Source organism: Marinobacter sp. LV10MA510-1 (genome assembly GCF_002563885.1).
In the GTDB taxonomy this organism is placed as follows: domain Bacteria; phylum Pseudomonadota; class Gammaproteobacteria; order Pseudomonadales; family Oleiphilaceae; genus Marinobacter.
The window spans coordinates 1,806,509-1,818,765 of sequence record NZ_PDJA01000001.1 but is presented as its reverse complement, the minus strand read 5'-3'; the positions used below and the strand labels follow the sequence as shown (position 1 = coordinate 1,818,765).

Genomic DNA, 12,257 nt, shown 5'->3' with positions numbered 1-12,257 from the left:
GAGGGAAATACGATGGCAATTATTTCATTTATTGGCCTTGGTAATATGGGCGGCCCTATGGCCAGCAATCTGTTGAAAGCCGGCCACCAGGTCACCGTGTTTGACTTGTCGGCAGACGCCGTCAGTGCGCTGAAGGCCGAAGGTGCAAACAGCGCCGACACCGCTCATGAAGCCGTTAAAGGCGCTGAGTGCGTGATTACCATGCTGCCTGCCGGGCAGCATGTAGAAGCGGTTTATCTGGGCGCTGAAGGCTTGTTGGCAGCTTTGCCTGAAGGCACTCTGGTGATAGATTCTTCGACGATTGCTTCGGAAACCGCCAAAAAAGTAGCGGCCGAGGCGTCTGGCCGTAAACTTCGCTTTCTGGATGCACCGGTATCCGGTGGCGTTGGTGGCGCAAAGGCCGGCACGCTAACCTTTATCTGCGGTGGCTCAGAGGCCGATTACGCGGCGGCCCAGCCCATTCTGCAGGACATGGGCAAGAATATTTTTCGCGCCGGCGAACACGGCTCGGGACAGGTGGCCAAAATCTGCAACAACATGCTGTTGGCCATCTTGATGGCGGGCACCAGCGAAGCACTGGCTCTGGGTGTGAAGAATGGGCTGGACCCAGTGGTACTGTCGGAAATCATGAAGCAAAGCTCTGGCGGTAACTGGGCGTTGAACGTGTATAACCCCTGGCCGGGAGTGATGGAAGCGGCGCCGGCATCACGCAACTACGAAGGCGGTTTTTTGGTAAAGCTGATGACCAAGGACCTGGGCCTGGCATTCGACAACGCGGTGAAAAACCAGGCGTCGATTCCCATGGGCTCACTGGCTCGGAACCTGTTCTCGCTGCACGCGGGGCAGGGCAACGCGGATCTGGATTTTTCCAGTATTCAGCGGCTTTACAATCCAGAGTGAAACGGGAGTCGCTATTATATAACTATAATGCGCCAGCTCAGTGGTGCAGGTAAACTGTGTGTAAGTTTTGGTAGCCGCCAGTATTACTTCTGGCGAATAAGGCTTTCACACATTTGCCGGCAGTGGCCTTTTCAAAGGCCTTTGCCGCGCGGCAGCAGGCATATTGCGAGCATGGAAGAAAGACACGCACTGATTCCACGAGAGCCTAAATCCTCGCGGCAGAAGACCATTGGCGATTTGGCGACCCCCATTTACGGGCTGTTCACTTTGGGTATCTTGTACACTCTTTACTTGGCCCACCAGATTATCTTGCCGATGGTGCTGGCACTGCTAACCAGCTTGGTGTTAGCGCCTCTGGTGACGCGCTTGTCCCGGTTTCGTATTCCCCGCATGATCAGTTCACTGGTGCTGGTATTGATTGTACTGGCCGGAATTGGAGGGCTGTCTTACGCGGTGTTTACGCCAGCGCTGGAGTGGGCCGGTAAGGCGCCCGAAGGCATTTCTAAACTGCTGGTGGGCGAAAGCCAGCTAATGCAGCAAATTGACAAAGTGACAAAGTGACAAAGTCCGCCGAAAAGGTGGAGCAGTCGGTTGAGCAGCTGTCCACCGGGGCGGCAATGTTGAAATTGAAAGACCGGGTACGGTGGTGCTGCAAACCGAATCCTGGCGTGGCCAGCTGATGACCGTTATTCAAGTAGTGCTTAAACAGATTCCGCGTCTGCGCCCAATTTACAGAGTGATTGCTCGTTAGAACACTAAGAAGGAAGACTTCAAAGAATGAAAATAACACTGCCGCAGTTACAAACGTTTCTAACTGAACAGTTTCCGCAAGGTGCCGCGTTCGGCACTTTGCGCGAACTGGGCGACGGCACCGCTGAAATGGTACTTGATGTGGATGAAAGCCACCTGCGCCCGGGCGGCACTGTGTCTGGCCCGGTTATGATGGGGCTGGCCGATGTCACCCTGTACGCTGCTCTTCTATCCAGAATTGGTCTGATGCCGCTGGCGGTAACCACCAATCTGAATATTAATTTTCTGCGTAAACCGGCTGCCCACCAACCTTTGACAGCCCGGGCCACCATGCTGAAAGTGGGTAAAACAATCGCCGTAGGCGAGGTATTTATTTACTCCCATGGCAACGATGACCCGGTGGCCCACTCGACCATAACCTATTCCATTCCGCCATCGCGCTAGCGCAGTGGTGCGGCACAAAGCAATCAGGGCCGACTCGTTAAATTCAGGGCGAGCGCAACAGCTTGATCGGCATGAATTTCTGTTGTGTCGTAAAGCGCAACCTGTGTATCGGAGCTTTGGATTAGCAGGCCAATCTCCGTGCAACCTAAAATAACCGCCTGTGCCCCTCGTGCGGCTAAGGAAGCAACCACATCAAGATACGAGGTCTTTGACTCGGGAGTAATTATGCCCTGACACAACTCGTCGTAGATTATTCGGTGTACGACAGATCGTTCGTTGTCATCCGGAATAATAACGGTAATGCCCTGTTGCTCAAGCTTTTCCCGGTAAAACGCCTGTTCCATAGTGAATCTTGTGCCAAGCAGTCCCACCGAGGTGATTCCATCGTTGAGCAGCGCTTTGGCGGTGGCGTCGGCAATATGAAGCAGAGGCATGGCTGTTGCCTGCTCCATTTGCGGGGCTATCTTGTGCATGGTGTTGGTGCAAATAACCAGAAAGTCGGCTCCGGCGGATTTCACAGACTGTGCCGCTGCTAGCAGTATTTTGGCCGTTCCTTCCCAGTCGCCCTGACGTTGGAGCGCCTCAATCTCGGAAAAGTCCACGCTGTAAAGTACGAGTTTTGCCGAGTGTAGCCCGCCGAGTTGCTGCCGTACTTTCTGGTTAATCAGGCGGTAATATGTCTGGGTTGACTCCCAGCTCATGCCGCCAATAAGGCCGATAGTCTTCATATAATCTCGTTGTTAGAAAAATGGTAACTATTCAGCTCAAATTTTCTAAAAAAGTTCTTGACAGGGTTTTGGCCCCAATTTTATGAATTTAGGCCACACTCAACGCAAACCCATTAAGCGACGCGCAAAGCCTCCAAGAGCCCTTCACGGCCCTTTCGTTTTGTTGTCCATCCCCGGGGCGACGTCGATTTGAAAAACCCCGTCAAATCCGCGCTCAGGACGAAAAATTCGACCTGAAAAAGTCGTGCGATAATAATGCATCACTCGACGGTACTCAGATCCATGAAGATCACTAACATTGATGTCGACGCTGCGCTGGCGAACGTCAGACAACAACTTCAAGCAGACACAACCGTCGCGCCTTCCATGCGGACGGCCATCGAGTTGCTGATGGTGCTGGTCCAGAGACTGAGTGGGCGGATTAACACCCACAGTGCAAACAGCAGTAAGCCGCCGTCTCAGGATCCGAACCGCCCCAGACAGAACCGTTTGAAGAGCGGGCGTAAGCCAGGCGGTCAGGTCGTTGATCTGGACATCCGCCGTTTTGTCACCGAGTACCAGGCCGAGATCCTGGAAAATGCCCAGGGGCAACGTTTTGTGGCGCCTTTTCCGGTCGGTGTAGAACACTCGGTTCAGTACGGCCCGCAGCTGAAGGCCCACGCGGTCTATCTGTCGCAATACCAGCTCCTGCCCTATGATCGCATCCGCGAGTACTTCGAAGACCAGGTCGGCATCCCACTGAGTGTCGGCTCACTGTTCAACTTCAATCAGGACGCTTTCAATAAGGCCGCTGAATTTGAGCCGTGGGTCAAGGACCGCCTGGCCGAGGCGTCGGTGGTTCACGTCGATGAAACAGGCGTGAACATCGGTGGTAAACGTCACTTGCTGCACGGCGCATCGAATGACCGACTGACCTGGCTTGCGCCCCATGCACAACGAGGCCAGAAAGCGATGGATGCGATCGGCATCCTGCCGCGCTTCAACGGTGTGCTCTGTCATGATCACTGGAAGCCGTATTACCGTTATTCATGCGTAACTATTCAGCTCATATCCACCATGATCATTAAAATAGAGTCTCATCGGAGGTAATTGCAAAACCCTGGAAACGAGTGGGTTTAATAGCTAAACAACGCTAAAGAAAGAAGAATATCTGGCCCTCATTTGTTAAAATGAGCAGCGACAAAACAGCAAAAAAACCCACCACTTGGGCCAGACTTTAATGAACCAGACACGCATTGGATTATCCAGTATTTGGAACCACTTTCAAAGCACTCTTTTCTCATGGCTAGAAGAAGATCTAGGCGAGCTAACCGATAAACAAAAACAACTGGTTGAAGCTTTGGAACTGATTCAAGTTGAAACACACCTGCCGTATGTGGGTCGAGTTCCGGGACGACCGCTAGAAAGCAGGTGTGCAATCGCTCGCGCTTTTGTCGCCAAGGCCGTCTATAACCTGCCGACCACAGCAGTGCTGTTGGATCAATTGGAGTCCAATATCAAACTACGCCGGCTTTGCGGATGGGAGAGAAAAAACGAAGTACCCAGCGCAGCAACTTTCTCCAGAGCATTTGCAGCATTCGCGGAAAGTCAATTGACCGAGCGTGTTCATGCGGCCGTGATCGAACGACATTTTGGAGATCAATTGATTGGGCACATTTCTCGAGATTCCACCGCCATTGCCGCCCGTGAAAAACCACTCAAACCCGAATCCAAAGAAAAGCATCCGAAAAAGCGCGGTCGACCTAAAAAGGGTGAAGCCCGAATCAAAGAACCGACTCGCCTGGAAAGGCAAAGTGCGGGAATGAGTCTTAGTGAAATGAAGGCTGATTTACCAAGCGCCTGTCATGTGGGTAGCAAACGGAATAGTAAGGGATACAAAACGAGTTGGATTGGTTACAAACTTCACATTGATGCCAGCGATGGTGGCATTCCGATTAGCTGCCTGCTGACCTCAGCCTCACTGCATGACAGCCAGGTCGCCATTCCACTGGCAGAAGTGACTAGCCGACGAGTGACCCATTGTTACGACCTGATGGATGCCGCTTATGACTCACCCTTGATTAAGCAGCATAGCGAATCATTGGGTCATGTCCCTCTGATTGATGAAAACCCAAGAAACAAAGCCCGTAAAGCAGAGATAGCAGATGAACAAATGCGCTGCCGAAAAACAGGCTACAAACTGGCAGAAACCATTCGGTACAACGTACGAAGTACTGTCGAACGCGTTAACGGCCGACTTAAAGATGAATTTAATGCGCGAATGGTACGAGTTAAAGGTCATTCAAAGGTCATGACACATTGAATGTTTGGCATCATTGCGTTGACCGTTAACCAAATGATGAAATTTGTGGAATAACCGTTCAAGTCACCGGTTAGATCAAAATTTGCAGAGCTCAAACTGGTTGGGCATGGATTCCTTTGTGCGGAAAAACAGATATTGAGCAATATTTGAGCAGATTGATGTAATAGCACCGGCTTAAAGCTTTAAATGGTAATTGATCTCATTTAGATTACCTGTGGCCTTGTTAGGCCTGTACTATCCGAGAGTTTTGCAATTGGCTCATCGGTATCCATAAACGCAGGGCTTTTACCCTGAAAGAGTAAAGGCAGAGCCTCTGTGGCTGACATCCCCTGCTTACGACACGTTGACAGGTAACTGCGAACACGACAAAAGATCTTCGCCCCCGCCATGGATCGAAAACAACCGGATATTTTCTGCTGCACTTTCGTCATGCGCAGGTCATTCTCCCCCTGATTGTTGGTGAAGGGGACGTACTCGACATCCATAAAACGCAGAACGTCGTGCTCAAAGTTTCGTAACCTTTCCAGCAAGTTTCGGGCTTTTGATCGTTTTAGCCTGCCTCGTTTCCCTGCCTCTCGCTGGCTCTCATCGGGAGGTGGACATTCACTATCTGCTTCTTCGAGACGTTGTCGGTAGCGCTGTCGCCACCGTTCAGCGTCAGTGGCTGGCAAGCGGCCACCGGCATCCGCTACCGTTGTGTTCATATCGATCAGCAGTGTTTTCATCGCCTTGGCCCAGTGTTGATCGTCCTGCTCCCATGCCCTCTCCAGCTCCCGAAGATGGTGTGCATTGCACAGGGAATGGGTGCACGCGTAACGGTAGTACGGCTTCCAATGATCGTGACACAGCACCCCGCTGAAGAAGGGCAAGACGCCCATCTCGTCCATGGCCTCGGTGCCACGCTTGGTGTGGGGGTAGAGCAGCGTCAATGCGCTATTGGACGCGCAGTGCAACCAGTGGCGCTTCCCGTCCAGGTTGATGCCGGTCTCATCAACATGCATGAGATCAGACTTGGCGAGCTGAGCTTTCGCCCACTGCTCGAAATGATCCAGCTTCTCGTAGGCCTCTTTGTTGAAATTGAAGACAGAGCCGGCACTGACCGGAATACCCATCTGCTCCTGAAAGTGGTCACGGATTCGGTCATAGGGCAACAGCTGAAACTGCGACATATAGACCGCATTGGCCTTGATGCCGATGCCATACTGAACCGACCGATTGACCCTGTCCGGAAAGGCAGCAACAAATCGATTTCCCTGATCGTCTTTAATAACCTGTGCTCGGTATTCAGTCACGAATCGCGCGATATCAATATCGATGACCTGCCGTGTTTCATAACCGTCCTCTTGATACCGCCGTCCTTTTGGCAGAGAGCGTCGATCGACTTTCAGCGCTTTCACGGCATCAGGATCATCGACTGGCCGCAAGGTGGTTCCGATACGCCCCTTCTGTCCGCCAGGCTTGCTATTGCTGGAACCCTTTCTGGAAGATTTGTCACGGTTCGGATCCGTTGAGGGCGGCTTACTACTATTTTTACTATTGAGCGTCGTGCGGTTGAGCAGTAGCGCCACCAAAACGAGCAGCACTTCCAGAGCGGCCTTGAGTGAAGGTGACAGGTCACGCTCTTTCTCAAGAAGGTTCTTGACGGAGGCGATTGCCGAATCAACGTCGATGTTGTCTATTTTCAATGTCTACCCGCACCGGAATGGCTTTGTAAGACAGCCATTATCGCACGGGTTTTCAGGGCGACATTTTTGGCTCTGAGCGCCCTTCTGAGGCGATTAAAAAAACGATGCCGTCCCGTGATCGGTTTCGGTGATTACAGCCCTTCAGCGGACATCATAGCGCTGGCTATGGCCTGTCTGGCTGCATCGGTGCGTATACCGACAAGATGAAAAGATTCAGACAAAAACCCTGTCAAGAACTTTCACAGGTTTTTTGAGCTGAATAGTTACATTCATGCTTGCACTCTCTGTGCAATGCGCACCACCTGCGAGAACTTCAGCGCGCCTGGGAGCAGGATAAACAGGTGTGGGCTCAACGAGTGCACACTCTACTGAACATCATGACCGACAGCGTCGACGACGCCGGCGGCTGCCTGCCACCGAACAAAGCGCAGCGGTGGCGCAAGGTGTACCGACGCTGCCTGGCAAACGCGCAAAAAGAGTGCCCGCCACCGGATGAAAGCCTGCGCCCGGGCAAACGCGGGCGGCTCAAACGCACGCGGGCACGCAACCTGCTGGAGCGGTTGATCGACTACGAATCGGATGTGCTACGCTTCCTCGACAATCCAGAGGTACCGTTTACCAACAACCAAGGTGAGCGAGACATCCGTATGTTCAAAGTGCAGCAGAAAATATCGGGTTGTTTTCGATCCTTTGAAGGAGCCGAGATCTTCTGTCGCGTGCGCAGTTATCTGTCGACGGCGCGTAAGCATAACGTGTCTGCCTCGAAAGCCCTGATGCATTTGTTCGAGGGGAGTGTGCCGCCGTTCATGGCGGTGGGTGCGGGTAATGATACGACCGTTTTAAATCAAACCAGCTGAATAGTTACGAAAAATGAAAGTTTCCAAAGAGCATAAATAATGCGTTCATGCCCCGTGCGAAGAAAGTTTTAGCCGACAAACATTTTTTTGGCCAGTGGCAGGCCGCGCAAACCACTGACTGCCACCGCGGTCGCAGCCCGCCGATCATGGCACCTACTACGCCGCACGTCATTATGTCCTGGCCTGTCAGGTATAAGCCGGGGTAGCGTTCAGCAAAACTCGGGTCTTTGGCAGAGGGAAAAGAAATATAGGTCAGCGGGATGTCGTTGGCGATTGGATTGTTCACCGTAAGCGCCGCTAAATCGACATCCCTCCTTCAACCTAGCTGAAACACTTTTTTGAAGCCTATTCCAGCTCCGCATGCCACGTCCGCAGTCGCTTCAGTATTTTCAGCACAGGCAAAATATAAGCCGAGGGTCTAGTTCGTTGGCTTTGACAATTTCGATCAAAGAGCAGCAGGTAGCGCCGGCGCCAGCACATCCTGATCCTGAAATGTCAGAGAACAAATATATCTTTCGGTTATGTAAGCGTCTTCTTAACACCCCCTTATGGAAAGACAAAGCCCTTTATGTTCTGTTAGCTGTACATTTTTTGCTGTAGGTGTATAAATAGGTATAGGTACTGACTCAGCTGGTTTCGTAAGTATCGGAAATAACAATAAATACATGAGGAGTTAAAATGTTTTTCAAAAGATTTTTACGTAAGACAACCCTTGCCTTATCTTTACTTTCGGTCATGTCAGCTGTTCAGGCTACCGAAGGCGATAAGCCAGAAGAAATCATCCTTGGAATAACGACCTTTCTGAGTGGGCCCGCCTCGGTCTTTGGTGTTCCTGGCAAAGACGCTGCTGAGATCTACCTGGAAGAACTCAATGCGGATGGTGGCATCCACGGGGTTCCCGTCAGGCCAATTTTTATTGATGAAGGCAAAGGCGTCAGCGGTATGCTGTCGGATTACCGCCGTGTGGTCCAGGCCGAAAAAGCTGATTTGATGATGGCTGCGATCTCGAGTGGCAACTGCAAGGCCCTGGGTCCGGTGGCAGAGGATCTGAAAGTCGTCAATATCATGTGGGACTGTGGTACCGAGAAAGCGTTAGAGGGGCTAAATTACAAATATGTGGTTCGTTCCCAGGCCAATGCCGTTACCGAAATGGTTGCCAGCGTACTGTATCTTCTGAAGGTTCACCCCGACTTCAAAACCATTGCGGTAGTGAACCAAGATTATGCTTGGGGCCACGATTCCTGGGAAATCTTCAGCACTGTGCTGAAACAGATGAAGCCCGACGTGGAGGTGGTTGCCGAGTTTTTCCCGAGATTCGGAGCGCCTGATTACTCCTCGCAGATCAGTCGCTTGCAGGCCCTCAAACCGGATGTGGTTTTCTCTTCCTCCTGGGGCGGCGATCTGGATACGTTCACGACCCAAGCCTTCCAACGCGGCCTTTTCCGCGATTCCAAGTTCTTTCTGGCGCTGGCCGAGTCCTCACTGGAGCGTCTGGGGTCCAAGTTGCCTGAAGGTGTGCTGGTGGGTGCCCGGGGCGATCACTACTTCCTGCATCCGGAATACGTCAACGATCCCAAGCACAGTGACTTTGTTAGCAAGTACCTTGAAAAGACAGGCTCCCAGCCCATTTATCCCGTCTACCACATGGTTCAGGCCATGGAAGCGATGGTCGGGGCATACGACAAAGCAATTGCTGCCAACGACGGCAATTGGCCGAACAAGGAGCAACTAGCCGAGGCACTGCACGGGCTTACCTTCCGAGGCTTGACCAGTGATGTCACCATTCGTCCCGAAGATGGCCAAGGCCTCGAAGATCAGCTCTTTGGTGTTACCACCTCGAGCGATGAATACGACTTTCGTATCCTCAAGGACATCATGATCGTACCTGCGGAACTGGTCACTACACCGGCCGGTGAAAGCACGTCGGAGTGGCTCACCACCCTCAATGCCGATCTGCTTGATGAAGTGGACTTCTACAGCGAAGGCAACGGAGATGCCAAGTAATGGGGGTAGACACTCTTCTGCTAGCACTTATTGATGGAGTGTCATACGCAGGGCTACTGTTTCTGGTAGCCCTTGGCCTGACCTTTATCTTTGGTGTGGTCCGTGTGCTAAACGTTGCGCACGGCAGTCTTTATGCGTTTGGCGGCTATACTGCCGCCAGCATGGGGATCTGGTTCGCGCAGGGGTCAGGCTCAATCACACTGTCGATACTGGCGCTGATTCTCGGTGCAGGTATCGTCGGTGTCATCCTGGGTTATGGACTGATGCTATTGCTACACCCGTTCCGCGACAGGGACCCCATCATTCTGCTGCTTGTCACCTTCGGTGCTTTCATGGTGCTTGAAGACGTGCAGGTGATGATCTGGGGCACTCAGCCTTACTTCGTATCCGATGTCGTGTTCCAGATGGGAGACAGCGAACTGCTGGGAGTTGTGTTCATGAACTATCAGCTTTGGTTTATCCCGTCGGTTGCCCTTGCGGTTTATGTGCTTCTGCGCTGGTTCCTCAAGCACAGCCTCAAAGGACGGCAGATCATCGCGGTGACCCATGATCGGGAAGTGGCGACGGCGCTAGGGGTGAACGCTAGCAGTATCGCCTCTTTGACCTTCATTATTGGCGCCACTCTGGGCGCTTTGGGCGGAGCGTTGGCTTCCCCTACAACGTCACTGGTTCCAGGAGTTGGGGCAGATATGATCGTGCTGTCATTCGCCGTAGTGGCAACAGCCGGTCTCGGGCAGATTTCGGGGGCGCTGATTGTGGCACTGATGATCGGTATCTCCCGCTCCCTGAGTGTTTACTTCCTTCCCCAGTTCGAAGTGGTGATGCCTTATCTCATCATGATGGCCGTCTTGCTCATCCGGCCGCAGGGGCTATTTACTGTGGCAGAAGCGCGGAGGATTTGATGAAAAAGCGTTTATTAATAGCAGGCATTGTTTTTCTCGCTGTGTTGGGGTTATCCATCGCGTTCCCATGGATGCGGGTTTCGCTGATCATGGCACTGGTCTTCGGCACCGCGGCACTGGGTGTGGTTGTGCTATTGCGGGCGGGACAGATTTCCTTCGGCCATGCGATGTATATGCTGATTTCGGGCTACACCGTGGCGTTTCTGAGCGAGGCCTTCCCGGGAGCGGATGGCATTGTACTGGTCCTGGCCGGAACCGGGGTCAGTCTTGTAACCGGCATGGTTCTGGGGCTCTTTCTGGTGCGCTACCGCGGCATTTTCTTCGGCATGCTGAATTTGGCCATTTCCATGGTGATATTCACCGTAGTCACCAAATTCTACGGCTTGACTGGAGGTTCTGATGGTATGCGGATCCCCCGCCCCAGCCTGTTTGGCGTCGACATGGACAGGGCGGGATACGAGGCCACTTTGCTGATAATTCTGCTGGTTCTTGCGGTCGCGCTGGTGTTTTCAGTGCAGCAGTTTTTCCGCTCATCCGCAGGTGAGGCCATGGCGGCCATCAAAACCAATGAGGACAGGCTCGAATATCTCGGAGTTTCTGCCAAAAAGCTGCTGTGGCAGGGATACACCCTGTCCGCCGGGCTTTGCGGTCTGGCGGGGGCATTCTACGGACTGTCACAGGGTCTGGTAACACCTGAGGCGGGCTACTGGCTCAAGTCGGGCGAACTGGTGTTCATCTCGATCCTGGGCGGGTCTGCCCATGCGATAGGTGTATTCGTGGCAGCGCTGCTGTTCGAATTCGTCAAGTTGTATGCCTCGATTCTAGTGGGCGGAGCTTGGCAGCTCATGCTCGGGGTGATCCTGATCGCCATCATCTACTTTCTGCCGGACGGCCTTACAAGCCTGTTCAGGAAGAAACGAAAGACTGCGGAGGTGCGCTCATGACAGCCTTGCTCGAAACTCGGGGCTTGTCCCTTTCCTTCGGCGGAATAGTCGCCGCCGATAACATCGACTTCAGCATTCAGGAAGGGGAGCGGCTCGCAGTCATCGGCCAGAACGGCGCTGGCAAAACCACCTTCATCAATATCTGTACCGGGTTGATCCAGCCCGACAGCGGCAGCGTCATGTTTGACGGCAAGGTGATCACTGCCCGTTCTCCAAGGGATATAGTACGCCGGGGCATGGCGCGGTCGTTCCAGATCCCCCAGCTTTTCATGGAGCATACGGTCAGGCAGTGCCTTGAGCTTTCCGGGGTGGCGCGCCAGCGAAAGCTGTCGCTGTTCACCAGTCTGGGCAAGGCCAATGATGGCCCCGGGGTTGACCATATCCTGGAACTTGTAGGTCTGCGCGAACGCCAGCACGAACTTTGCGACAGCCTGCCGGAAGGGCAGCGGAAGCTCCTGGATGTGGCGATGTCGCTGATGCTGCGGCCAAGGCTGCTCATCATGGACGAGCCTACCAGCGGGGTTTCGACGGAAGAGAAGTATGACCTGATGGAGATACTTATGGACGCACTGGAGGAGCAGAAGACCACCTCGATCTTCGTTGAGCATGATGTGGACATCGTTAAACGCTATGCCAGTCGCGTTGCGGCCTGGATCTCCGGAGCAGTGGCTGCGGATGGCGCTCCCGATACGGTCCTGGCTGACCCCAACATCCAGCGGGAAGTCCTGGGTATCTGACCGG

Annotated in this window: 10 protein-coding genes and 2 pseudogenes; 10 read left to right on the top strand and 2 right to left on the bottom strand. The window is 53.2% G+C overall.

Annotation, left to right across the window (positions count from 1 at the left end):
* Positions 1 to 12: 12 nt before the first annotated feature.
* The 3 genes from mmsB (at position 13) to ATI45_RS08675 (ending at position 2,094) form a co-directional block, all read left to right on the top strand.
* Complete coding sequence (mmsB, locus tag ATI45_RS08685; RefSeq protein WP_098419140.1) at positions 13 to 900, top strand: 3-hydroxyisobutyrate dehydrogenase; 888 nt, start codon at positions 13 to 15, stop codon at positions 898 to 900.
* Positions 901 to 1,071: 171 nt separating this feature from the next.
* Positions 1,072 to 1,461 (top strand): AI-2E family transporter, encoded by a 390-nt coding sequence (locus ATI45_RS08680; RefSeq protein ID WP_228735955.1) that lies wholly within the window; start codon positions 1,072 to 1,074, stop codon positions 1,459 to 1,461.
* 216 nt (positions 1,462 to 1,677) lie between these two features.
* Positions 1,678 to 2,094 (top strand): PaaI family thioesterase, encoded by a 417-nt coding sequence (locus ATI45_RS08675; protein ID WP_098419139.1) that lies wholly within the window; start codon positions 1,678 to 1,680, stop codon positions 2,092 to 2,094.
* A 23-nt stretch (positions 2,095 to 2,117) separates the two neighbouring features.
* On the opposite strand, the gene ATI45_RS08670 is transcribed toward ATI45_RS08675, so the two are convergent.
* Positions 2,118 to 2,822 carry an aspartate/glutamate racemase family protein gene (locus tag ATI45_RS08670; RefSeq protein ID WP_098419138.1) on the bottom strand — a complete coding sequence of 235 codons (705 nt, stop codon included), beginning with the start codon at positions 2,820 to 2,822 and terminating at the stop codon, positions 2,118 to 2,120.
* A gap of 282 nt (positions 2,823 to 3,104) precedes the next feature.
* On the opposite strand from ATI45_RS08670, the pseudogene ATI45_RS08665 reads away from it, so the two are divergent.
* Positions 3,105 to 3,857, top strand: a pseudogene (locus ATI45_RS08665) (IS66 family transposase); the annotation flags it as partial.
* 184 nt (positions 3,858 to 4,041) lie between these two features.
* Positions 4,042 to 5,124: a transposase gene (locus ATI45_RS08660; RefSeq protein WP_098419137.1), complete on the top strand. Its 1,083-nt coding sequence runs from the start codon at positions 4,042 to 4,044 to the stop codon at positions 5,122 to 5,124.
* 203 nt (positions 5,125 to 5,327) lie between these two features.
* Here ATI45_RS08660 and tnpC read toward each other — a convergent pair whose 3' ends face one another.
* On the bottom strand, positions 5,328 to 6,809 hold the full coding sequence (tnpC, locus tag ATI45_RS08655) for an IS66 family transposase (RefSeq protein WP_098419136.1): 1,482 nt from the start codon (positions 6,807 to 6,809) through the stop codon (positions 5,328 to 5,330).
* 266 nt (positions 6,810 to 7,075) lie between these two features.
* Here tnpC and ATI45_RS08650 point away from each other — a divergent pair.
* From ATI45_RS08650 to ATI45_RS08630, 5 genes and pseudogenes are all read left to right on the top strand, one after another.
* Positions 7,076 to 7,666: pseudogene (locus ATI45_RS08650) on the top strand (IS66 family transposase); the annotation flags it as partial.
* A gap of 678 nt (positions 7,667 to 8,344) precedes the next feature.
* Positions 8,345 to 9,670, top strand: a complete 1,326-nt coding sequence (locus ATI45_RS08645) for an ABC transporter substrate-binding protein (protein ID WP_098419135.1) — start codon at positions 8,345 to 8,347, stop codon at positions 9,668 to 9,670.
* A complete protein-coding gene (locus ATI45_RS08640; RefSeq protein WP_098419134.1) occupies positions 9,670 to 10,572 on the top strand; it encodes a branched-chain amino acid ABC transporter permease in 903 nt (300 codons plus the stop codon). Before ATI45_RS08645 ends, ATI45_RS08640 begins: the two co-directional genes overlap by 1 nt.
* The gene (locus ATI45_RS08635) at positions 10,572 to 11,516 is read left to right on the top strand and encodes a branched-chain amino acid ABC transporter permease (RefSeq protein ID WP_098419133.1); all 945 of its coding nucleotides are present in this window, start codon (positions 10,572 to 10,574) and stop codon (positions 11,514 to 11,516) included. Before ATI45_RS08640 ends, ATI45_RS08635 begins: the two co-directional genes overlap by 1 nt.
* Positions 11,513 to 12,253 carry an ABC transporter ATP-binding protein gene (locus tag ATI45_RS08630; protein WP_098419132.1) on the top strand — a complete coding sequence of 247 codons (741 nt, stop codon included), beginning with the start codon at positions 11,513 to 11,515 and terminating at the stop codon, positions 12,251 to 12,253. The genes ATI45_RS08635 and ATI45_RS08630 overlap by 4 nt, the downstream gene beginning before the upstream one ends.
* Positions 12,254 to 12,257 lie beyond the last annotated feature (4 nt).

Bases quoted from the DNA above. Each gene is read 5' to 3' on its own strand.
- mmsB (WP_098419140.1), top strand. From the start codon at position 13: ATGGCAATTATTTCATTTATTGGCCTTGGTAATATGGGCGGCCCTATG.
- ATI45_RS08680 (WP_228735955.1), top strand. From the start codon at position 1,072: ATGGAAGAAAGACACGCACTGATTCCACGAGAGCCTAAATCCTCGCGG.
- ATI45_RS08675 (WP_098419139.1), top strand. From the start codon at position 1,678: ATGAAAATAACACTGCCGCAGTTACAAACGTTTCTAACTGAACAGTTT.
- ATI45_RS08670 (WP_098419138.1), bottom strand. From the start codon at position 2,822: ATGAAGACTATCGGCCTTATTGGCGGCATGAGCTGGGAGTCAACCCAG.
- ATI45_RS08660 (WP_098419137.1), top strand. From the start codon at position 4,042: ATGAACCAGACACGCATTGGATTATCCAGTATTTGGAACCACTTTCAA.
- ATI45_RS08645 (WP_098419135.1), top strand. From the start codon at position 8,345: ATGTTTTTCAAAAGATTTTTACGTAAGACAACCCTTGCCTTATCTTTA.
- ATI45_RS08640 (WP_098419134.1), top strand. From the start codon at position 9,670: ATGGGGGTAGACACTCTTCTGCTAGCACTTATTGATGGAGTGTCATAC.
- ATI45_RS08635 (WP_098419133.1), top strand. From the start codon at position 10,572: ATGAAAAAGCGTTTATTAATAGCAGGCATTGTTTTTCTCGCTGTGTTG.
- ATI45_RS08630 (WP_098419132.1), top strand. From the start codon at position 11,513: ATGACAGCCTTGCTCGAAACTCGGGGCTTGTCCCTTTCCTTCGGCGGA.